At 52.7% G+C, this 21672-nt stretch carries 25 protein-coding genes; 10 read left to right on the top strand and 15 right to left on the bottom strand.

Going from position 1 to position 21672, the window contains the following annotated elements; translation table 11 throughout:
* Positions 1-296: 296 nt before the first annotated feature.
* Genes I2G61_RS14315 through I2G61_RS14290 form a run of 6 tightly spaced genes read right to left on the bottom strand, consistent with a single transcriptional unit; the run spans position 297 to position 6008 of the window.
* Positions 297-1490, bottom strand: coding sequence for a MalY/PatB family protein (locus tag I2G61_RS14315; protein WP_195548381.1), 1194 nt, complete (start codon positions 1488-1490; stop codon positions 297-299).
* Between the two features lie 56 nt (positions 1491-1546).
* Positions 1547-2725, bottom strand: coding sequence for an NADP-dependent malic enzyme (locus tag I2G61_RS14310; RefSeq protein WP_072683683.1), 1179 nt, complete (start codon positions 2723-2725; stop codon positions 1547-1549).
* A gap of 4 nt (positions 2726-2729) precedes the next feature.
* The gene (locus tag I2G61_RS14305; protein WP_006060101.1) at positions 2730-4193 is read right to left on the bottom strand and encodes an aspartate ammonia-lyase; all 1464 of its coding nucleotides are present in this window, start codon (positions 4191-4193) and stop codon (positions 2730-2732) included.
* Positions 4190-4633: a DUF523 domain-containing protein gene (locus I2G61_RS14300; RefSeq protein ID WP_195395571.1), complete on the bottom strand. Its 444-nt coding sequence runs from the start codon at positions 4631-4633 to the stop codon at positions 4190-4192. Before I2G61_RS14300 ends, I2G61_RS14305 begins: the two co-directional genes overlap by 4 nt.
* Entirely contained in the window at positions 4630-5163 is a 534-nt protein-coding gene (locus I2G61_RS14295) for a Fe-S-containing hydro-lyase (RefSeq protein ID WP_195395572.1), read from the bottom strand. Before I2G61_RS14295 ends, I2G61_RS14300 begins: the two co-directional genes overlap by 4 nt.
* The gene (locus I2G61_RS14290; RefSeq protein ID WP_195395573.1) at positions 5163-6008 is read right to left on the bottom strand and encodes a fumarate hydratase; all 846 of its coding nucleotides are present in this window, start codon (positions 6006-6008) and stop codon (positions 5163-5165) included. The genes I2G61_RS14295 and I2G61_RS14290 overlap by 1 nt, the downstream gene beginning before the upstream one ends.
* 201 nt (positions 6009-6209) lie before the next feature.
* Here I2G61_RS14290 and I2G61_RS14285 point away from each other — a divergent pair, with 201 nt between their 5' ends.
* Positions 6210-6713 (top strand): flavin reductase family protein, encoded by a 504-nt coding sequence (locus tag I2G61_RS14285; RefSeq protein ID WP_072683687.1) that lies wholly within the window; start codon positions 6210-6212, stop codon positions 6711-6713.
* Positions 6714-6950: 237 nt separating this feature from the next.
* Here the strand turns inward: I2G61_RS14285 and I2G61_RS14280 are convergent, their stop codons facing one another.
* Genes I2G61_RS14280 through I2G61_RS14260 form a run of 5 tightly spaced genes read right to left on the bottom strand, consistent with a single transcriptional unit; the run spans position 6951 to position 9703 of the window.
* Positions 6951-7472, bottom strand: a complete 522-nt coding sequence (locus tag I2G61_RS14280; protein ID WP_072683688.1) for a putative immunity protein — start codon at positions 7470-7472, stop codon at positions 6951-6953.
* A gap of 20 nt (positions 7473-7492) precedes the next feature.
* Positions 7493-7906 carry a peptide deformylase gene (locus I2G61_RS14275; RefSeq protein WP_072683959.1) on the bottom strand — a complete coding sequence of 138 codons (414 nt, stop codon included), beginning with the start codon at positions 7904-7906 and terminating at the stop codon, positions 7493-7495.
* An 8-nt stretch (positions 7907-7914) separates the two neighbouring features.
* Complete coding sequence (locus I2G61_RS14270; protein ID WP_195395574.1) at positions 7915-8499, bottom strand: DUF3795 domain-containing protein; 585 nt, start codon at positions 8497-8499, stop codon at positions 7915-7917.
* Between the two features lie 18 nt (positions 8500-8517).
* On the bottom strand, positions 8518-8817 hold the full coding sequence (locus I2G61_RS14265; RefSeq protein WP_195395575.1) for an MGMT family protein: 300 nt from the start codon (positions 8815-8817) through the stop codon (positions 8518-8520).
* Positions 8801-9703 carry a LysR substrate-binding domain-containing protein gene (locus I2G61_RS14260; protein WP_195395576.1) on the bottom strand — a complete coding sequence of 301 codons (903 nt, stop codon included), beginning with the start codon at positions 9701-9703 and terminating at the stop codon, positions 8801-8803. Before I2G61_RS14260 ends, I2G61_RS14265 begins: the two co-directional genes overlap by 17 nt.
* Positions 9704-9842: 139 nt before the next feature.
* On the opposite strand from I2G61_RS14260, the gene I2G61_RS14255 reads away from it, so the two are divergent.
* The 3 genes from I2G61_RS14255 to I2G61_RS14245 all read left to right on the top strand — a co-directional run bounded on the left by I2G61_RS14255 (position 9843) and on the right by I2G61_RS14245 (position 11615).
* Complete coding sequence (locus I2G61_RS14255) at positions 9843-10409, top strand: chromate transporter (RefSeq protein ID WP_195548380.1); 567 nt, start codon at positions 9843-9845, stop codon at positions 10407-10409.
* On the top strand, positions 10406-10963 hold the full coding sequence (locus tag I2G61_RS14250) for a chromate transporter (RefSeq protein ID WP_195548379.1): 558 nt from the start codon (positions 10406-10408) through the stop codon (positions 10961-10963). Before I2G61_RS14255 ends, I2G61_RS14250 begins: the two co-directional genes overlap by 4 nt.
* A gap of 118 nt (positions 10964-11081) precedes the next feature.
* On the top strand, positions 11082-11615 hold the full coding sequence (locus I2G61_RS14245) for a hypothetical protein (RefSeq protein ID WP_072683694.1): 534 nt from the start codon (positions 11082-11084) through the stop codon (positions 11613-11615).
* A gap of 125 nt (positions 11616-11740) precedes the next feature.
* Here the strand turns inward: I2G61_RS14245 and I2G61_RS14240 are convergent, their stop codons facing one another.
* Positions 11741-11974 carry a hypothetical protein gene (locus I2G61_RS14240; protein ID WP_195548378.1) on the bottom strand — a complete coding sequence of 78 codons (234 nt, stop codon included), beginning with the start codon at positions 11972-11974 and terminating at the stop codon, positions 11741-11743.
* A gap of 250 nt (positions 11975-12224) precedes the next feature.
* Between I2G61_RS14240 and I2G61_RS14235 the strand changes: the two genes are divergently transcribed.
* Positions 12225-12971: a copper homeostasis protein CutC gene (locus I2G61_RS14235; protein WP_072683696.1), complete on the top strand. Its 747-nt coding sequence runs from the start codon at positions 12225-12227 to the stop codon at positions 12969-12971.
* A 96-nt stretch (positions 12972-13067) separates the two neighbouring features.
* On the opposite strand, the gene I2G61_RS14230 is transcribed toward I2G61_RS14235, so the two are convergent.
* Complete coding sequence (locus tag I2G61_RS14230; RefSeq protein ID WP_072683697.1) at positions 13068-13556, bottom strand: helix-turn-helix domain-containing protein; 489 nt, start codon at positions 13554-13556, stop codon at positions 13068-13070.
* A gap of 135 nt (positions 13557-13691) precedes the next feature.
* Between I2G61_RS14230 and I2G61_RS14225 the strand changes: the two genes are divergently transcribed.
* The 3 genes from I2G61_RS14225 to I2G61_RS14215 all read left to right on the top strand — a co-directional run bounded on the left by I2G61_RS14225 (position 13692) and on the right by I2G61_RS14215 (position 17490).
* Entirely contained in the window at positions 13692-13886 is a 195-nt protein-coding gene (locus I2G61_RS14225; protein ID WP_072683698.1) for a hypothetical protein, read from the top strand.
* A gap of 191 nt (positions 13887-14077) precedes the next feature.
* Entirely contained in the window at positions 14078-15973 is a 1896-nt protein-coding gene (gene htpG, locus I2G61_RS14220; protein ID WP_072683699.1) for a molecular chaperone HtpG, read from the top strand.
* A 161-nt stretch (positions 15974-16134) separates the two neighbouring features.
* Positions 16135-17490 (top strand): HD domain-containing phosphohydrolase, encoded by a 1356-nt coding sequence (locus tag I2G61_RS14215; protein ID WP_195548377.1) that lies wholly within the window; start codon positions 16135-16137, stop codon positions 17488-17490.
* Positions 17491-17785: 295 nt separating this feature from the next.
* On the opposite strand, the gene I2G61_RS14210 is transcribed toward I2G61_RS14215, so the two are convergent.
* Positions 17786-18958 (bottom strand): cation diffusion facilitator family transporter, encoded by a 1173-nt coding sequence (locus I2G61_RS14210; protein WP_072683701.1) that lies wholly within the window; start codon positions 18956-18958, stop codon positions 17786-17788.
* A gap of 55 nt (positions 18959-19013) precedes the next feature.
* Positions 19014-19571: a hypothetical protein gene (locus I2G61_RS14205; RefSeq protein ID WP_072683702.1), complete on the bottom strand. Its 558-nt coding sequence runs from the start codon at positions 19569-19571 to the stop codon at positions 19014-19016.
* A 116-nt stretch (positions 19572-19687) separates the two neighbouring features.
* On the opposite strand from I2G61_RS14205, the gene I2G61_RS14200 reads away from it, so the two are divergent.
* Positions 19688-20674, top strand: coding sequence for a YafY family protein (locus tag I2G61_RS14200; RefSeq protein ID WP_072683703.1), 987 nt, complete (start codon positions 19688-19690; stop codon positions 20672-20674).
* Positions 20675-20948: 274 nt separating this feature from the next.
* The gene (locus I2G61_RS14195) at positions 20949-21665 is read left to right on the top strand and encodes a LytTR family DNA-binding domain-containing protein (protein WP_072683704.1); all 717 of its coding nucleotides are present in this window, start codon (positions 20949-20951) and stop codon (positions 21663-21665) included.
* Positions 21666-21672 lie beyond the last annotated feature (7 nt).

Here is a 21672-nt window from a genome sequence, read left to right as displayed (position 1 = left end):
GATCATTTCTTTCATCTCCCATCACTTCTAATATTGCGGTTTTTTTGAAAAAGCCCCGCTCATTTCGGTGAAATTTGATAAATATTAACAAATTTTGAAGAAAGTAATGAAACTATTTTCAATGTTTACTCCTTGAAGGTAATCTCCTGCCCTCCCTCCGGCAGGAAAACAAAAAAGCGGCTCCAACAATGTCCGCTCTGCCTCCCTGAAGCGAGAGGCCGGTTTCATTCGATAAAGCCACTTTTTTACGATTATCTAATATTACGGTGAAATGCTATCCGATCAGGAAAGTCCGCTTATGCGGCGGCGGAGTCCTTTTCGTAAGCCTGCGCCATCCGGGCCAGACTCTCTTCCAACAAAGACGTCGGACAAGCCAGGTTGATCCGCTCGAAGCCGCTGCCTTCCTCGCCGAACAAATACCCTTCGTCCAAGAACAACAGCGCTTTCTTTGTCATGAATTCTTCCTGTTCGTTTTGATCCGCGAAATAAGCCCGCAGATCCACCCATAACAGATATGTTCCTTCCAGCGGAGATACAATCGCCTTCGGGAAATGGCTGGCGAAGAACTCAACAGCCGTTTTGCGGTTGGTTTCCAACAAGTCTAACAGTTCGTCCAGCCAGCCCTCGCAATGACGATATGCCAGTGTCGCTGCTTCATAGGCCATGATGTTCAGATGACCGTTGATATAACTGCTCATCGTAGCCTTGTAGGCTGCTCGCAGCTCAGCGTTGGGAATCACGATATTCGAGCACTGCATCCCTGCCAGATTGAACGTCTTCGAGACCGACGTGCAGACGATCATGCGGTCGCTCAATTCCGGCGATAACGAAGCGAAGACGGTATGTTCATGACCCGGCAGAATCAGATCGAAATGAATCTCATCGGAAACAATCAGCACGTCGTGTTTCAGACACAGTTCGCCAACCCGCATCAGCTCCGCCTTCGTCCAGACGCGGCCGATCGGATTATGCGGACTGCAGAAGATCAACATTTTCACTTCCGGATCGGCCAGCTTGGCTTCCAGATCGTCAAAATTGATCGAATATACGCCTTCCTGATTGATCAGACTGCTGGTCACGGCCGTGCAGCCGCAGGCTTCAATCGTCTTTTTAAACGGATAGTAGACCGGTGTGAGGATCGCAATCTTTTCACCCGGTTTTACAAACGCGCGGACGGCGACGTTGATGGCCGTGACGACGCCCGGAAGCAGAACCAGCCACTCTTTTTCAATAGTCCAATGATGGCGGCGCTGCATCCAGTTCACCGTTTCCGTGTAGTAATCTTCACCGGCGTCGGTATAGCCTAAGATCCGGTGATCGAGAAACTGTTTCAGACCTTCAATGATCTCCGGCGGATTCATTAATTCCATATCCGCGACGGATAACGGAACGATTCCCTCCGGCACTTCCGGGTTTTGCTTACGCATCCCTTTCCACTTGCTGGAATTCTGGGACTGTCGGTTGATTCGAGTTGTGAAATCATAGCTCATACTCATTACCCCCACTTTCTGACTTCAGCTTACAACCAGGACTTGAAACACAGAACTTATTTCCGGATATAACCGCTCTTGATGCAGGCTTCTCTGACCGCTTTGGAAACAGCCGGGACAACGCGGGAATCAAACGGCGATGGAATGATGTATTCTTCCGTCAGTTCCTCCGCCGGAATCAGATCGGCGATCGCCTGAGCGGCCGCAATCTTGACGTCCTCGGTAATCTGGGTCGCTTTCGCATCCAATGCCCCGCGGAAAATGCTCGGGAAGGCTAACAGGTTGTTGACCTGATTCGGGAAATCGGAACGGCCGGTCGCGGCGATCAGCGCTCCGCCCTTTTTCGCTTCATAGTAATCAATTTCCGGTGTCGGGTTCGCTAAAGCGACGATGAAGCAATCTTTGTTCATCGTGGCGATGTCTTCCTTCGTCAACAGGTTGCCCTTGGAAACGCCGATGAACACATCCGCGCCGACTAACGCCGCCTTTAAGTCCGCCGGACTTTCGCCATGCAGATTGGTGTATTCGAGCAGCTCCTGCTTCAGCGGGTTGTAGCTGTCCTTTTTATCCGGATGCAATACGCCCTTGGAATCAAACGCCAGAATGTTCTTGAAACCGTAGTTGTACATCATCTTGATAATCGAGCTGCCGGCCGCGCCGACGCCGTTGACGATGACCTTCATGTCTTCCGGCTTTCTGCCTGTTAACCGCAGACCGTTGATCAGTGCCGCCAGCACGACGATCGCCGTACCATGCTGATCGTCATGGAAGACCGGGATGTTCAGTTCTTCAATCAGACGCCGTTCGATCTCCACGCAGCGCGGAGCGCTGATGTCTTCCAGATTGATCGCGCCCAAACCTGGGGAAATCAGCTTGCAAACCTTGATGATGTCTTCCGGATCCTTGGAATCGACGCAGATCGGAAACGCGTCCAGCCCGGCGAAGCGGTGCATCAATAACGCCTTACCTTCCATGACCGGCAGACCGGCGACCGCGCCGATATCGCCTAAGCCCAGCACCGCAGTACCGTCGGTGACAACCGCAACAGTGTTGCCCTTGCCGGTATAGCGGTAGGCATTTTCCGGATCTTTGTTGATTTCCAGACATGGCTGAGCGACGCCCGGCGTGTAGGCCAGCGTCAGATCTTCCGGCGTTTCGCAGGGAACCTTCGGTTCGATCGATAATTTGCCATGGTGCAGTTCGTGCAGTTTCAGTGCGTCTTCATAAACAGTCATTGTGTTATCCCTCCACTTTTTCTTTCTTCTTATTCTTGGCTAAACGTTTCTTGCCCGGAATACCCGGCTTGGTCATTTCCTGAACATCCATGATGATTTCCAGGTCATGCTCGGTAATCAATCCGCTTTCCAGCAGCACCTCGCGCAGCGTGCGGTTTTCGATCAGCGCCTGCTTAGCGATCCGGCTGGCGTTAGCGTAGCCGATATGCGGGGCAAAGGCCGTGATCGGGGAAACCGAGCGTTCAACGAAGAACAGGCAGTTTTCCTTATTCGCCTTGATGCCGTCGATCGCGTTCAGACGCAGCGTATGGCAAGCGTTAGCCATAATCTCAATCGACTCGAATAGATTCTTAAACAGCACCGGCTCGAAGACATTCAGCTCCAGCTGTCCGGCTTCCGCCGCCTTGGCGATTGTCACATCGTTGCCGATGACGTTGAAGCAGGCCTGGTTGCAGACCTCGGCGATGACCGGATTGACCTTGCCCGGCATGATCGAGCTGCCCGGCTGCCGGTCCGGCAGCTTGATTTCCGCTAAGCCGGCTTTCGGCCCGGAGGCCATCATCCGCAAATCGTTGCACATCTTGGACAGATTGACCGCCAGCACCTTCAGCGCGCCGGAGGCAAACGCCAGCGTATCGCAGTTGCGGGTGCCGTCGACCAGATCCTTGGCGGAGCTGAGCGTGATGCCGCTGATTTCTGAAAGCACCGGCACGATCATCTTCTTGTATTTTTCATCCGCATTCAAGCCTGTGCCGACAGCCGTCGCGCCCATGTTGACGGCCTTTAAATCGTTGAAGGCGACGCGGATCCGCTTGATATCGCGGCCGACCATCGTCGCATAAGCGTGAAATTCCTGGCCTAAACGGATTGGAACGGCGTCCTGCAGGTGCGTCCGGCCCATCTTGATCACGCCGTCGAATTCCTTCGCTTTTTTAAGCAGGGAATGCTGCAGCTCGGTCAATTCGCCCAACAGCACCTCAACCAACGCCAGCGCCGTCAGACGGCCGGCGGTCGGGAAGACGTCGTTAGTCGACTGACCGAAGTTGATGTGATCGTTCGGATGGATATAATCGTAGACGCCGATCTCGCGGCCGGCCAGCTGCGCAGCCCGGTTGGCGATGACTTCGTTGGCGTTCATATTAAACGACGTGCCCGCCCCGCCTTGGATGCAGTCGGTAATAAACCACGAATCCAGCTTGCCGGAGATGACCTCGTCGCACGCCTCGGTGATATACTTCAGGCGTTCGTCATCCAGGAATCCGCACTGGTTGTTGCAGTAAGCGCTGGCTTTTTTGACCTTGCCGATCGAGCGGATCATCTGCGTATGCATCCGCCGGCCGGTGATCTGGAAATTGGTCATGGCCCGCTGTGTCTGCGCGCCGTAGAGGGCCTCCTTCGGGACTTCGATTTCGCCCAGTGAATCATGTTCCCACCGGAACTGTTCCGGGGTTTGTTCTGTTGCGTTCATGCTTTTTGTGAATTCTCCTTTTCTTCTTTCCACTCGTCTTCCGTGAACACCCGGACGCCGTTTTGGATCAGCAGCTCGGTTGTCAAACCATGGCCTTCCCTCAGCGTGCGGGTGAAACTTCCATCATAAATCAAACCTTTGCCGCAGGAGGGACTTTTGGCTTTCAGCACCGCCAGCGTGATGTGATGTTTCTGAATCAGCGCCAGCGCGGCTTCGGCGCCCTTGCGGTACTCGGCAGTACAGTCCTTACCGGATTGCGTGCAGATCTGGCAGCCCTGGCGTTCGCACGGATCGCGCGGGATGCCCAGTCCGCCCAGCACTTCCGGACAGATCGCCACGGCTTCCCCGCGTTCAACCATTTCCTTCAGCGCTTGCACGGTATTGGCCTTGCCGTCATAGCGGCAGGCCCTCCCCGCCAGACAGGCGCTGACGGCGATCATTCAAAATCCTCAGCGTACAGATCGTTTCCCTGACTGTCGAAGCAGACGAAGACCGGGAAATCCTCGACCTCCAGCCGCCGGATCGCTTCGCTTTGTAAATCCTCAAACGCGATCGTTTCGGCTTTTTTCACGCGCAGGCCCAACAACGCGCCGGCTCCCCCAACCGCGGCGAAATAGACCGCCTGATTGCGGATGATCGCCTGCTTGACCGCATCGCTGCGCTTGCCTTTGCCGATCATGCCGGCCAGGCCCAGATCCAGCAGCTGCGGAGTATAGACATCCATGCGCGTCGCCGTGGTCGGGCCGGCGCTGCCAAAGGTCATCCCCGGAGGCGTCTGGGTGGGTCCGACATAGTAAATCATCTGATCCTTCAGATCAAACGGCAGCGGTGCTCCGGCGTCCAGCAGCTCCTTCATCCGTTTGTGCGCCGCATCCCGCGCCGTATAGATCACGCCGCTTAACAGCACCTGTTCCCCTGCGCGCAGGGACCGGCGGTCTTCCATCGTTAACGGCAGTTGAATTTTCTTCATTACAGCACCACCTTTTTATGCCGGGTTACATGGCAGTTGATGTTCACCGCCACCGGCATGCCCGCGATGTGCGTCGGGAACCATTCGATATTGACCTTCAGCGCCGTCGCGCGGCCCTTCAGCCCCATCGGTCCGATGTTGAGCTGATTGATCTGTTCAAGGCATTCACGTTCCAGCTGGCGGTATTGTTCGTTCTCATTCTCGCTGTCCAGAGGCCGGACTAACGCCCGCTTAGCCAGGTAGGCGGCATAATCCATCGTCCCGCCGACACCGACGCCGACGACCATCGGCGGACAGGCGTTCGGGCCGGCCAGCTTGACGGTTTCCAGAATGAAATTCCGGACGCCTTCGACGCCCTCAGCCGGCTTGCACATTTTGATGCGCGAGCAGTTCTCCGAGCCGAAGCCCTTCGCCGCACATTCGATTACGACCTGATCGCCTTCCACGATCTCCGTGTAGATCACCGCCGGAGTGTTGGTCAGCGTATTCTTCCGCTCAAACACCGGATCACTGACGACGGAATTGCGCAAATAGCTTTCCTGATAGGCTTCCTCTACGCCCTTGTTGACCGCGTCCTTTAACGATCCTCCAATAAAGTGAACGTCCTGACCGATCGTCAGCCAGACGACCGCCATTCCGGTATCCTGGCAGATCGGCAGCCGTTTCGTCCTGGCCAGCTCAGCGTTTTCCATTAACAGCGCCAGCGCCTGTTTGGCCCTGGGTTTGTCTTCCTTTTCGGCATAGGTGACCAGTTTCGCCATCACGTCGTCAGGATATTCAAAGGCGATGCCGCTGCAGCAGTCCCTTACGATTTCCTGTATTTCTTTGACTTCAATTTCTCGCATACTCCTAAGCCCTTTCTGTTTGTTATTGTAACACAAACAAATCGGGGAATGAACTGCTTAATCCGCGCATTCCAGGATGTTCCTTGACAAGATATAAATTCTTTCATCAAGGAACGCAGCACATTTGAAACCACTTTCAGAAACATCGTTTCACTGCCATTTTCAATGATTCGGGAATACAATAGAAATTGAGGTGAAAGCATGAAAAAAATTGAGATTGAAAAACTGGATCGGAATCTGATTTCCCTGATCCATAACGACTGGGCCGTGCTGACGGTTCAGGACGAGGGCAAGGTCAACGGCATGACCGTCAACTGGGTTCAGATGGGCTGGCTGTGGAACAAAGCGGTGGTCACCGTGTACGTTCGGCCGCAGCGTCACACCTACCCGCTGATCGAACGGGAAAACAGCTTCTCGCTGGCGTTCTTCGACAACGATCAACGGGAAAAGCTGGCGTATCTGGGCAAAGCCAGCGGCAAAGATGAGGATAAGCTGGCGCATGTCGGCTATACGACAACTCTGCTCGACGGAGCGCCGTGCATTGATCAGGCGCGTCTGGTGCTGGTTCTGAAGAAGCTGGCGACGATGGAAGTCAGCGACGCTGAGTTTATCGACAAAGCCGTGGAAGACGCAAGTTATCCAAACCGTGATTACCACAAGGCTTATACGTGTGAAATTGTCGCCGCTTATCTAAACGAGGCATAATTTTCAAACAATTCGCAAACGGATTTGATTTTCTTGTACTGTTTCCTTGTGCAGTGTCCTTGTGCAGTGTTCTTGTGCAGTGTCCATAAAAAAAGCTGTGGTCGCTCCGGCTGATTCCTGCCTGATTGATGACCACAGCTTTTTATCTTCTTTCTCAAAGTATGCAGGCGCGCATCTTTTTGCGATGCTGCTTTCCATGTCGATTTTTTTAAATTATAAGGATTGCGCAGATTCAGCCTAACAATGCCACTGAATTTTTGCCGGACAGGGTTCGTCCTTGACGGATTGAGCTGAAAGCGAAGCATACGCATCCTGCCAGATTTGACGGGTCAGCTCCTCCATTTCAGACGCAGGCAAATCCAGTCCCTGATCATAGACAAGGGCCGCGGCCGCATAGAACAGAAACCCCAGCGCATTGGTCGGCGTGGTCAGTGTGCCGCAGGCCGCAGCGATCGCGCGGGCAGCGGCCTGGGTGATCGGATCTGGGGTTTCCCGGGCGATCTGGCCGGCTTCCTGAATCCACGGTTTTCCTGTCTTTCCCGGCTGATTTTGCTGCACAACCATTTGACACGCCTGAATCAGCGCAGTCAGCCGGTTATCCCCGCCGGCTTTTTTCTGATAGATCGGCAAGATCCTGCTTTCAACATACCCAAGAGACCAGCGCGCCAGTGTGGTTTCACTCTGAGTTTCGATCAGCCGCATCATTGCGATGCATTCCGGCGAATTGACATCGCCCAACATTTTTCGTAATTTTGCCATTTTCCTTATTTCCTTCTGATTTAAATCAAAATGCCTTCGCAATGATCCAATTCGTGCTGAATCACCTGCGCGGTAAAACCGCTGAATGTCCGTTGCTTGATTCGGCCCTGTTCATCCTGATAGCGCAGCTGCAGCTTTTCAAAGCGCTGCGCCCGGCGCGTGCCTGACAGTGATAAACAGCCTTCCTCAGCCGTATATTTTCTCCCTTCGACCTTAATGACCTGCGGATTGATCAGCACCAGCGGCTGATCCGCAACAAAAACCGCGATTATCCGGACGGACTGACCGATCATGTTGGCGGCCATTCCGGCGCAGTGATCCGCATGCGCCCTCAGCGTGTCCTTCAGATCTGCCGCAACGGCCAGATCCATGTCCGTTGCCTCCCGGCTGGGGCGGCTGAGCAGAATCGGATCCGTTACTATTTCTCGAATCATGAAATAAATCACCCTTTCTTTTCAACGTTTGTTTTCTCCTGAACCGGTTTCTTCAAATTTCGTTTCAGGAGAATATCATGGCGCTGCGCCGCTGCCTGCAGCTGATTTACCGCCGCGGCAGCTTTTTCCTTTACTGGCATCGCCGGATCCAGCGACCGCAATCTTGTCATGACCGTTTCCAGCTCCGCCAAAGGAAGCAGCGTCACGGCCCGACAATAAAAGCTTTTGCGGCGGCCTTCGTTATAATCTTCCAGCAATTCCGCCAGGATTGCCAGTTTCTGTTCCATCTGTGCTTCAAAAGCGGCAGGCCCGATCCTTTTCAACTGATCCAGATCCTTCAGCCGGTGATGGCAGGTCACAAACGAAACGGTATCCTCAATGGCGGCCATCAGCTTGCAGGGATAGTGTTCGCATTGGCTGCAATATTCAATCCCGCCTTGTTCTGCGGCGCATTTCAAAAGCTTGCAGCGGGGTCTGCCCGGCGCTCCGCAGCCGGGACAATGACCGCCCAGATACAGTGTGCAGCAGCCGCAGGCCAGACCGCACAGCGAGAACTTCGGATAGGCCCGCAAGCCTTCATTTTTTATCGTCATTTTGTTTCTTCCTCTCCTTTACCGGAGCTGCCATTGATATTTTGCCATATCTACGCAGCCGTTGGGCTTAAATTCAACGCCCTCCGCTTCCAGCAGGCACCGCTGTTCATCCCATCCCGGCGCTGTCCGGCCCTGGCTGTTGACCACGCGGTGGCACGGATAATCACCGTAGAACGCAGAATGTGAACAGGCTTTGCCGACATGCCGGCCATGGCGGGGATATCCGGCCAGCTCGGCGATCTGGCCATAGCTGGCAACCTGGCCATAGGGAATCTCGCTGATCACCGCCAGCACCAGCGCTTCAAAATCTTCCTTCATCGCCGTTCTCCCTTTCAGTTTGCTTGATTAATTGTTTCCAGCAGCGAATCGCTTCCGATTCAAATTTATCGCGGTGATAGATCATCCAGTTCTGATTTTCCAATTCGATTCCTTCGATCTTTACTTCCGTCAGCTCGCCAGCCGCCAGGGGTGAACGAACCATCTGCCGGGGTAATAATGCGATCCCCAAGCCGGCCAGCGCGGCTTGCTTCAGAACTTGGGAATTGACGCTTTCCCAGGCGGGTTTGACCTGGATCTGGCGCAGCCGCAGCGCACTGTCCAGACTGTCGCGGATCGCGCTGCCCGGCTCCCGCAATAACCACGCCTGATCCCCCAGCTGGTCCAGCTTCAACGTTTCAAATCCGGCAGCCGGCAGGTCCGGACGGCAGACAAAGGCCAGCCGATAGCGGGAAAATGGCAGCTTCACAATGCTTTCTTCCTCACATATTCCTTCGGTAAAGCCCAGATCCACTTCATTCGCCAGCACTTTCCTGACGATTTCCTTCGCCCGATCCACCTGAACCTGCACCGGCGTCTTCGGACATTGCCGACGAAACTGCGTTATCAGAGAAGGCAGCCACATATTGGCGATCGTAATGCTCGATCCGATCCGTAATGGCGCCTGCTTTTCCAGATCAGCTGTGCTTTGTTCAAGATCTTCAATCGCTTCGAGAATGGGAACAAGCTTATGGTACAGCTGCATACCGCGTCCGTTGACCCTGCAGTGACGGCCGATCCGGTCTAATAACGTGTAGCCTAACTGCTGCTCCATTTCACTCACCACATGCGAGACCGCCGGCTGACTCATATATAAGACCTTCGCTGCCCGGGTAACGCTTCCCTGCTCGACCACGGCCCGAAATACTTTCCACTGCCGGATTGTCATCCTGATCCCTCCTTTGCGGCACGCTGTCCTATTTTGCCGCTGTCTTTTTAGCATAACTAAATAGTAATGGAAAACATAGATTTTTGCAATTTTACTTCATCCTTTATTTTACAGATAATAGATCCGGAGGGTGAAACTTATGAAATCATGGAAAACCGGACTCTGGCTTTTCGCCGTCAATTTGTATATCAGTACGTTTACGTTCGGAGGCGGATACATCGTCATTCCGATGATCCGCAAGATCTTTGTGCAGCAGAAACAGCTCTTTACGGAATCCGAACTGTTGGAGATGGCGGCGATTGCCCAATCCTCACCCGGTGCGATCGCTGTCAACCTCTCAGTTCTGGCCGGCCGGCGTACGCTGGGCATGGCCGGGGCCTGGATCAGTGCGGTGGGAGCCGTTATGCCTTCGTTTATCATCCTGGCGCTGATTTCTTCCTGTTATGATGCCTTCCGCACCCAGCCGGTCATCAATGCCTGCCTTAAAGGCATGGAAGCCGGGGTTGCGGCGCTGATCGTGCAGCTGGTCTATGAGATGAGCGCTGTGATCTTGAAGCAGAAGCAAACGCTTCACAGCTTAATTTTACCCGTCACGTTTTTCTGCGGTTTTATCCTGGAAATCCCGGCGATGACGCTGCTTTTGTTCTGGACGGGGATCTCGCTTGTACTCAGTTTTATCAATAATCAACGGAGGAACAGGGCATGAATCTGATTCTGGACTTGTTTGTCACCTTTTTAAAAATTGGTTTGTTCAGCATCGGCGGCGGTTATGCGACCCTGCCTCTGATTCAGCAGCAGGCAGTCGTCGTTCATCCGTGGCTGACGCTGCAGGAATTCACCGACATCATCACGCTGTCGCAGATGACGCCCGGTCCGCTGGCAGTCAACACCTCGACGTTTGTCGGCATGCGTTTAGGCGGGCTGGCCGGGGCGATCGCGGCGACCGGGGGCTGCGTGCTGTGCGGAATTTTGATCAGTCTGGCGCTGCAGCGCTTTTTCAGCCGCAACGGCGATCAGAAAGCGGTATTGCATCTGCTTGAAACGTTGAAATCGGCTTCTGTGGGTCTGATCGCCGCCTCCGCCGCGACGATTGTTCTGATCGCGCTGTGCGGGGTTTCCTCATGGAAGCAGCCGCTGCAATTCAACGGGACGGCACTGATTCTATTTGCGCTGTCGCTGACGGCGATCGTCAAAGGAAAACTGGGTCCGATTCCCGTTTTGATCCTCAGCGCGCTGGCCGGTTGTCTGTTTTATCTCTAACCTTCCTTATTGAGAAAATCTTAAGTTCCAAAAATGAACGAAATCAGGTAGAATAAAAGCGCAAGACCACAGATTAAAATCAGGGAAATTCTAAATCTGCGGGTATGGAGGAGGAACTATGAAAAAACTTGCTGCTGCTTTATTAACAATCGCTTTATTACTGACCACTGGCTGCTCCGGAGGCACCAGTAAAGAAACCGGCAACGTCATCGCCCGGCACTCCGAGGATGAAGACGGTCTTTATTACGGCAACCTTGGCGATACGATGCGCAACGAATTCTTCGACTTCATCGTTGAAGACGCCGCGCTGACCGACAGCTTCGGCGGGTATACCGCAAAAGAGGGGATGCAGCTGTTATGCATCACCGTGAAAGAAACCAACACCTTCGGCGAAGCGCTGCCGATGTTTGATCAGGATTTCATGCTGACTTGGGAATCGACGGAGGAATTGTACTATCCGTTAGTCAATCTTGACGACAAGTCGGTCATGCCGGAAGAATTTGAGCTGTCCAAAGGCAAGTCCGCGACGTACAAGCTGGTCTTTGAGGTTCCGGCGGAGGAACCGGAATTCCTGTTGATCTATCTGGAGGAATTCGACAATGATGAAACTGGCGACATGTTCGTCGTCACGCTCAACCCGAACGCTCAGTAAATCATCCAGGCTGGTTTTCTAACCGGGGCGTTCGTAATCCGACAGGAAACGGGGTGCGGCTGAGCTTGAAAATCAGCCGGTAAGGGAGCATCGGCACTTATCTTTATTTAGTTACAAACAGTAAATCAAGCAGAATCAGCGCGGCCCTTTCGGGTAAGCCTTGGCAGGCGCTGGATTTCTGCCTTTTTTATATTCTGCTTTTTCTTGATTTTCAGCTTTTTTAACATTCTGTTGTTCTTGATGTCCTGTTTTTTCCTTGGTTGTTTTCTCCTTAGTTGTTTATTCCTTATGTCCTGCTTTTCCCTTATGTCCTGCTTTTCCCTTATGTCCTGCTTTTCCCTTATGTCCTGCTTTTTCATGAGGCTTTGTTTTCTCGCACGACTTTTCCCTGATCCTCCCTCTTATTCAAAACCTTCCCCGGCAATTCTGCTGCGCAAGCCAAAACACTGCCAGACCTGCCGCTCCGCGCCGGTCCCGGATTGGCATGGCTTCCTTCTGCTTTTCATTGGTCTGCCCACAGCGTGTCCGTCATGAATCACCCGATACCTTGCATTCCTTCCTTCATCTCGATACAATGAGGGTAACAGGAATGAGAAGGAGAATCGACGCATGAAACCGAAAATAGAAATTTGCTGCGGAAGCGCGCAGGATTGTCTGGCCGCTCAGGCCGGGGGCGCGGATCGGATCGAGCTGAACTCCGCCCTGGCTTTGGGCGGCTTGACGCCGACGCTGGCCAATCTGATTCAGGCGAAAAAAGCCGTGTCGCTGCCGATCATTGCAATGGTACGCAGCCGGGGCGCAGGCTTCTGCACCACCGACGCGGAATTTGAAATCTTATTGACCGACGCCGAACTGCTTTTAAAGCATGGGGCGGCGGGTCTGGCCTTCGGCGCATTAAACGCCGACCGCACCATCAATGCCGCGCAAACCCGGGCCATGGCTGACCTGGCCCACCAGTATGGCAGGGAGTTTGTTTTCCATCGGGCGTTTGACTGCACCGTTGATTTCGACGCCGCGATGCGGCAGCTGATCGACTGGAAGGTGGACCGGGTGCTGACCAGCGGCGGGGAAGCGAAAGCGGAACAGGGAATTGAAACGATCGCGAGGCTGCAGCGAAACTATGGCAGTCAGATTGAAATTCTGGCCGGCAGCGGCGTCAATGCGGACAACGCGCAGCTTTTGTTAAAGCAGACTGGCGTTTGCCAGCTGCATTCCTCATGCAAAGACTGGCTGACCGATCCGACGACCGCCGGCAATCACGTCACTTACGCCTTTGCTTCGGCGCCGCATGAGCTGGATTATGATGTGGTCAGCGAACAGAAGGTTCGTGAATTAGCGCTGGCCGCCGCTGGATGAGTCCCTCTTTGGGATTAAGCAGCTCTTGCCTGGTGCACAAAGCGGCGGCTGAAAAGCCAAACGAAAACCGATTCTTCACCTTTGCATCAACCAAGGTCAGGAATCGGTTTTTTTCTTCTTCCGGGAATGTCCCGGCTGTTTTATGATTTTCACTTCGGGTTGAGGTTCAATCCATTCTTCTTTGTCTTCATTGACCAGACCCGCGGTTTCCAGCGACGCCAGTTCACTCAGCTTCGGCCACAGTCCATCCTGCCGAGCCAGCTCTTTGGTCAGCATCCGGATCACGCGCTGATGCCCCGAGGAACATTGATGAAAGCAATTCAACAGCTCCACGTCTTTGTTCTGCAGCACGATCTCCTGGCTTTTCCGCACGCGCCCATGATAATCCAACAGATAGTTGAAATCGACGCCGAAGATTTCCGCCATGCCGAACAGCGTGTTGATATCCGGTTCCGCGACATTATTCTCATACCGGGAAATCGCGCCGTCGCTCAAGCTTAAATCCTGCCCCAGAGCTTCCTGGCTGATTCCCCGTTCTTCCCGCAGCAGACGCAGATTCTCGCCCAATGAGAGTTTTGCTTTCATCCGGCCCCTCCCTTCCTTGTTTTCGTATAAGAATCATATCGTAAAACAACGTAAAAATTTGCCATTTCTCGCTAATGGATAATCTTTATTTTTCTCTTTATCCGAGATAAAATAGAGTTCGACCAGGAGGTGCTTATGGAAAATCCATTTCAGGTTAATTTGAACCTGCTGCCAAACGACGCAAAGACTGATCTCCCCCGGCTGGAAGCTCTGCTTTTCCTCTGCTGCAGCCATGCCGCGCTGCGTTGTCCCTACACAAAGACTCCCTGCGATCAGCGCTGCATCGCCCATATCGAGCAGACGCGAAAAGGTGCAGCCGAAACAGACTGACCGGACATTTACAGAATTCCGTCTGACTTCAAGGGTGATCTTCCTCCTTTTTCTTTTGTCCTGCAGTCTCCTGAAAAGCCGGTAAATTCGAATTTGTGGAAAAGTAGCGCAGCGGACTTGTCAGGACGGGGGAAAAGTGTTATATTATCTTAGCAGTCACTTATCAAGAGTGCTAAAAGGAGGAAATCATTATGGCTAAAAAACAGTTTAAAGCTGAATCCAAGCGTCTTTTGGATCTGATGATTCATTCTATCTATACCAACAAGGAAATCTTTCTGCGGGAGCTGATCTCCAACGCGTCAGACGCCCTGGACAAGCGGTATTACCTGTCGCTGACCGATGAAAATCAGCGCGTCGATAAGAGCGAATTAAAAATCCGGATCGATCTGGACAAGGACAACCGCACGATCACGCTGACTGACAGCGGCATCGGCATGACCCAGGAGGAACTGGAGACCAACCTCGGCACGATCGCTCACAGCGGTTCGCTGGAATTCAAGCAGAAGCTGGAGGAAGGCACCAGCGATGTCGATATCATCGGTCAGTTCGGCGTCGGTTTCTACTCCGCGTTCATGGTTGCCCAGCGGATCATCGTCGAAACCCGCAGCGCCCAGAGTGAACAGGGTTATTCCTGGATCTCCAACGGCGAGGACGGCTACACCATTTCGCCGATCATGAAGGAGACTGTCGGCACGAAGATCATCCTTGAATTGAAGGAAGAAAGCGAAGACGACAAGGTCGACGAATATCTTGACGAATACACGATCAAAAACCTGATCCGCAAGTATTCCGATTATGTCCGCTGGCCGATTGAGATGGAAGTGGAAACGACCAAAACCGTCGAAGGCAAGGACGAACCGGAAACGGTAAAGGAAATCCAGACGCTGAACTCGATGGTTCCGTTATGGAAGCGCAACAAATCGGAAATCAAGGAAGACGAATACAACGAGTTCTATAAGAACAAATTCATGGATTGGGAAAATCCGGCCAAAGTCATGCATTATTCCGTGGAAGGCACGACGTCCTACAACGCGCTGTTGTTCATCCCGGCCAAAACACCGTACAACTTCTACAGCGCCGATTATGAACCGGGACTGCAGCTTTACTGCAAGGGCGTGTTCATCATGGACAAAGCCAAGGATCTGGTACCGGATTACTTCCGCTTCGTCCGCGGTCTGGTCGACAGCGACGATCTGAATCTGAACATCTCGCGTGAAATCCTCCAGCAGGACCGGCAGATGAAAACGCTGGCCAAGAGCATTGAGAAAAAGATCAAGAACACCTTGGAAGACATGCTGAAAAACGATCGGGAGAAATATGAAGAATTCTTCAAGAACTTCGGTCTGTCGCTGAAATTCGGCGTTTACCAGGACTATGGCATGCACAAAGACCAGCTGCAGGATCTGTTGTTGTTCAAGTCCACGCACAACGATGAATACACGACGCTGGACGAATATGTCTCCCGAATGAAGGAAGGCCAGGATCAGATCTACTTTGCCAGCGGCGAGAGCATCGAGCTGATCAAAAAGCTGCCGCAGATGGAAAAGCTCCAGGACAAAGGCTATGAAGTCCTGTATTTCACAGACGACGTCGACGAATTCGCCGCCAACATCATGATGGAATACAAGGAAAAGAAGTTCAAGTCGATCAATCAGGGTGATCTGGATCTGGACGATGAGGAAGAAAAGAAGGCCAAGGAGGAGAAGACGCAGGAAAACAAGTCGATGCTGGACAAGATGAAGGAAGCACTGGGCGAAAAAGTCAAGGAAGTCCGCCTGTCCTCCCGTCTGAAATCCCATCCGGTCTGCCTGGTCTCCGACGAAGGTCTGTCAATGGAAATGGAAAAAGTCCTGAATCAGATGCCAAACCAGAATGAAGTCAAGGCTGGCAAAATTCTGGAAATCAATCCGGATCATGAGATCTTCGCGACGCTGCAGAAGATTTATGACAAGCATCCGGAACTGATGGACGAATACACCGATCTGCTTTATACGCAGGCGATGTTAATCGAAGGTTACAAGATTGAAGATCCGATCGCGTATGCCAATCAGGTCTGCGATCTGATGATCCGCGCCAACCAGGAATAAGCTTCAATCAAAACCCAGATAAAAAACAAGGAAGAAATGGAAGAACACCTGTCTAAAGCGTGTTCTATCCCTTCTTCCTTTTCTTTTCCCCCAGCTTAATGCTATAATTACATTTATTCAGGTTAGATTATTATTTAATGAATAACAAGGAGGAATAAGGCATGAATTCTCTGACAGAGATCAACGCCCGGCAGCTTCTCGGTCTGCTTGCGAACTGTTTCGATATGATCGATCCGCGCCTGATCGGCCATGAGCTGCGTTCAGCTTCCTATGCCGACCAGCTGCTGGAAGCCGCGGGGATCGAGGGAGAAAACCGGCGGGATCTGGACTGCCTTGTTTTTCTGCATGATATCGGCGCTTACAAAACGGAAGAAATTGCGCGGATGATCCAGTTTGAAACAGAAACGTGTTGGGATCATGCGATCTACGGCATGCTTTTCCTGCACCATTACTCTCCGTTTTCCACGATGGCCGACGCGGTCATGTTTCATCACAGCCGCTATGACAAAATGCTGGAAGCGGGAATTGACCGCAGAACAGCCCAGACTGCCAGTCTGATCAGTTTCTGCGACCGTCTGGATATCTTTCTCACCTATGGTCACGGAACCCTCGCCCAATTTTTACAACGAATCCGCCGCAGGGAGTACGCAGGCTGGTTTTATCCTGCGCTTCTGGAACTGGCTGAGAAAGCCGACCTGAAATCCGTTGCGGCCGCGAGGCCGGATTTTCTGTTTCAGCGGGAACGGCAGTTCCCATTTTCATCGCGCCAGATAGAAACGCTGCTGACGATGTTGATCGTCGTCATCGACTTTCGTTCCCGCCACACGGTTACGCACACGATGATCACCGCCTCGACGGCAGTGCAGCTGGGACGCCGGTGCGGCGTTTCCGCTGATGATCAACAGGCGCTGAAAATTGCCGGAATGTTCCATGACTTGGGGAAAATCGGCATTCCGCTGGACATTCTGGAAAATCCCGGACGGCTGACCCCAGCGGAAATGACAATCATGAAGACGCATGTGGAAAAAACAGCGGCAATCCTGAACGGCTGGGTCAGTGAGGAAATCTGCGATATCGCGCTGCGTCATCATGAAAAGCTGGATGGTTCCGGTTATCCGGACGGACTAACACTCCAGCAGCTGACGCTTCCCCAGCGGATTCTGGCCGTCGCCGACATCTTCAGCGCTTTGACTGGGGAGCGCAGTTACAAACAGGCTTACCCGCTGGAACGCTCATGCCAGATTCTAGCCGAGATGCGGGATGCGGGCCAGCTGGATCCGCAGGTCGTCAATGCCGTGCTGGACGATCCGCAGGGATTAGACGCCCTCAATCAACAAAACTGCCGGGAAATTATCGACAGCTATCAATGCATCCAGGCTGAAAGTCAGGCTCTGTATGGCTGCCTGACGGATCTGACGCAGGCGGAGAGCTGCCTGAACGAACTATGGCAGAAACTCAAAGCGGACGCTTCAACACCCCATTCCGCAAGCGCAATGTTGAAAGAAGACTTCCTTTAAAATCAAACTTCATCCTGAGGCCGGACAATCCGGTCTTTTTTCATTGTTGGCAAAGCTCTTGCCGCCTGGCAGCAGATTTCGGCCCCCGGCGTGTCCGCTCCATCATAAAAACGACGGGTGAACTTCGCTGAACGTTCCCCATCGTTTTCCAACGTGCCGCTTCGCTTATCTTTTCAGGCCATTTTCCTTTTCCGTTTCAGCCCGCGCTAACCACTGCAGCCTGTTTTCCAGCGGCTGCGGCTTCGCTGATATTTCTTTCCCGCTTCAAGGCGGATGTACTCATTTTCTTCGCCGCTTATTCACCGGTGTAATCGCGGTCGAAGGTGATGACCGTGTACCACTTTTTCTTCTGCCGGCTTAATTGGGCATTGATCTGATCGCGGATCTCGTCAAAACTCAGCTTGCACGCAAACGGAACAACGATATCAAAAATCAGATTCGTGTGCGTGGGTCCGCTGACCATCCGGAAATCATGAAAACTTAACTGTTCGTCAATCCGGGCAAGAATTTCCTGCATCATCTTCCGCGCTTCTTCAATCTCCTGATTATCCGTTTCAATCGGATCCATGTGAATCGTAAACATGACGTGCAGCTGCTCGTAAATTGCCTTTTCCACCTCGTCGATCGTATCGTGGATCTGAAGCAGATTGTCGTGAGCGCTGACCTCGGCATGCGCGCTGCCGATCAAATTACCCGGACCATAGCTGTGGATGATCAAATCATGCAGACCCAGAATTTCCGGACGGCTCAGCATGATCTGTGAGATTTTGCCCACCAGCTCTTTATCTGCCGGCTGCCCTAACAGCTCGCCGATCGTATCTTTTATTATGCCGTAGCCGGAAAACAGGACGAATATCGAAACGACCACGCCCATAATTCCATCGACCGGCCAGCTGACAAACGCTGACAGCACCAGAGAAACCACCGTCGCCGCCGTGGCGATCACATCGTTCAGGCTGTCCTGCGCCGTCGCCAGCATCACCGACGAATCAATCCGCCGGCCCAGTTTCCGATTAAAGCCGCACATCCAGAATTTCACGCCGATCGACGCCAGCAGCGAGATCAGCACAACCCAGCTGAACCGGACGGTTTCCGGATGAATGACCTTCATGACGGAGCTTTTTAACAGCTCAAAACCGACGATCAGAATGACCGACGCCAGCACCAGCGACGTCAGATATTCAATCCGGCCATGACCGAACGGGTGATCCTTATCCGCCGGCTTCGCCGCCAATTTGTAGCCAAACAGCGTCACGACGCAGCTGGCGCTGTCCGAGAGGTTATTGAACGCATCCGAGGTGATGGAAATGGAATGGGCGATTGTTCCCATGACCAGCTTCACCGCAAACAACAATACGTTGCAGGCAATTCCAGTCAGGCTGCTCAGAAATCCATAATTCTCCCGAACTTTCGGATCCTCAGTCTGCGCATAATTGTTAACAAATTTTCTAATCAGAAATTCAGTCATCGAACTCACTCCCTTGAGTGATTAGTTTACCACAAAAGGTTCGGGTTAGCCCAGACTATTTTACGTTCAGCACTCCGGCGCGGGCCTTATTCACACTCCGGCTTTCCCATAAGCGCAGACGGACCGGAAAATAAGGCATAAAAACAAGCAGCGGAAACAGGGTAAGCGGCCAGACTGACCCGGTCTGGGCATACGCTGGTTCCATGACGTGAACGCGCAGCGACGGAGGCATCAGAAAAAACAAGCCGCAGAACAACAAGGCCAGCGCCGTCAGCCAGTCCAGCGACCAGCGGATTTCCTGACGTTCGCTTTTTTTCATGGAAGCGACCCAACGGCATCCTGACATCGCGATCACGCCATTCAAGACTACCCCGATCTGCCAGCCCGGATTTCCAGCCATCGGCTGCAGCGCCAGAATCGCCCCGCCGGCCAGCCCGGATAAAACCGCCGCTTTCCACGGCCAGCGCCGGCGGCTCTCCGTTTGAAAGAAAACCAGCGCGCAAGCCGTGACCGCAAGCAGGAATACTCCTGCGCTGCCATATCCGGAAATCAGATATCCCATTCCCGCCAGCTGTCCGCCAGCCGCCAACATTCCTTTATGTTTTAACTCCATCGTTTGTCCCTCCCTTAATGCGTCCTAATCATACCACAGCCGCGATTTTTCATTGTCCGATTAATCGGACAGTGATACAATATTTTTAAGAAATTTTAATCAGGAGGGGATCTTTCGTGGCGAATCAGCGGTCGCAGAAACAAAAGCTGTTGGAAATCCTGCGTCTGCTTGAACAGGAAACAGACAGCGATCATCCGATCAAATGTGATGAAATCATCGCCTTACTTAATCAGAAAGGGATCAGCGCCGAGCGCAAGTCCGTGTATTCCGATCTCGATATTCTGCGTCAGGCAGGCTGGGATATCCGCTATCAGAAAAATCGGGGCTACTGGCTGCGCCGGCGCTACACCCTCGCGCAGCTGAAACTGCTCAGCGACGCCGTCGGCTCACTGGCTATTCTCTCCGCTGACCAGGCGGAACAGCTCAACGCGACGCTGGGGCAGGAATGTTCGCGCTATCAGCAGCCGCAGTTAACGCCGGTTCTGCCGGCCCGCCGCGATTCTGACGTCGACATTCTCGGCAACATTGATCAGATCCTGAAGGCGCTGCGCGAAAATGTGGAAATCGAGTTCCGGTACTTTGACATCACCGTGCATAAACAGAAACGCTACCGCCGTCAGTCGCAGTCCTATCAGCTTTTTCCTTACGCGCTGATCCGTGAAAACCAGCGGTATTATTGCGTATGCTACTCGTTTCATCATCAGGGCTTCTCCCATTACCGGCTGGATAAAATGGAACAGATCCGGCTGAGGAGCGAACCGCTGCCCCGGATTCCTTTCGATCTGAAGGAATATGCCGCCCGCAGCTTCGGCATGTACGCCAGCGACCCCGTCAACATGACGCTGCGCTTTGATTTATCTCTGGCGAATACCGTTTTCGATCGGTTCGGTCAGGACGTCATGATCACGCGCATCACCGATCAGGATTTTGATGTCAATTTGACTTTGAGCGTCGCCCCGCCCTTTTTGGGCTGGTTGTTTCAGTTTGGCCGGAAGGTCCAAATCCTGCAGCCCTCTTCGCTGAAGGCAAAACTGCGGGAAGCTGCTGAAGCTGCGCTGGCTTCGTTAAATGACGAATCGGCAAAGCCGCCCTTTGCGGACTAATGCCTTGCAAGCTGGCCGCTGATTTTCCGACATGGCTGCCCACCTGTATCCTTGAACATCCTTCACGCTTCAAAAGCCGGGAAGTTGAAGCTGTCGGAAATAAGCTTTAATCACTGGCAAGAGCGTTTTTTATCCGTTTTTTCGCTTTTAAAACCACTGAATATCGTTTATTTTGTGAACAGATCTTCCTTCCATTTTGGTAATTATCTGAAAATTCAATGTTTTGAACAGATGAAAATGATATAATAAATGCACATTCAAAGGAGAGAAGCCTATGAAGCTCTGTATCGGTTTGTGCGACGATAATCCGCTCCATCTGCGTATGATCGCGCAGGAACTCCGGCGTTTGTGCGAAATGCGGGAAATCGAAGCTGAGATTCACCCCTGGGACAGCGGCGCACAGCTGCTGAAAGACCTGGAATCCTACGAAATCCAGCTCTATATTCTGGATATCCGGATGCCGGGCATCACCGGAATCGAGGTCGCGAAACAAATCAATCTGGTCCAGCCCTCAGCGCAGATTATTTTCATTTCCAGTTATCTGGAGTATTTTTCCGACGTTTACGAAACCGAACATCTGTATTTCGTCCTGAAATCGCAGATGGCGCAGCGGCTGCCGGATGCCCTGGACCGGGCGCTGAACAAGCTGGGACAAGCCCAGGCCGGTGTCAGCTTCATGCTTCGCAGCCGCAGCCAGGTCATTCCGATTCCGATTCATTCGATTCTCTGCATCGAAAAGGAACTGCGTAAGATTATCGTCACAACCACGCATGACCACTATGAAATGTACGCAAAGCTGCAGGAAGTGCTGTCCCAGCTGCCGCCGGATGAATTCTTCCAATGCCACCGTTCCTACATCGTGGCATTCCGGCATATCGAACAGATCTGCGGCAATGAAATTCTGCTTTCCAACGGTAAGCATATTCCGATTGGCAGGACTTTTATGAAACCGCTGAAAGAAGCGCTGTTAAAGCGGCAGTTTTCGAAATGAAACTCCG

The organism is Holdemania sp. 1001095H_141210_F2 (assembly GCF_015558105.1).
Lineage (GTDB): Bacteria > Bacillota_I > Bacilli_A > Erysipelotrichales > Erysipelotrichaceae > Holdemania.
This window is presented reverse-complemented; position numbering and strand designations above follow the sequence as displayed.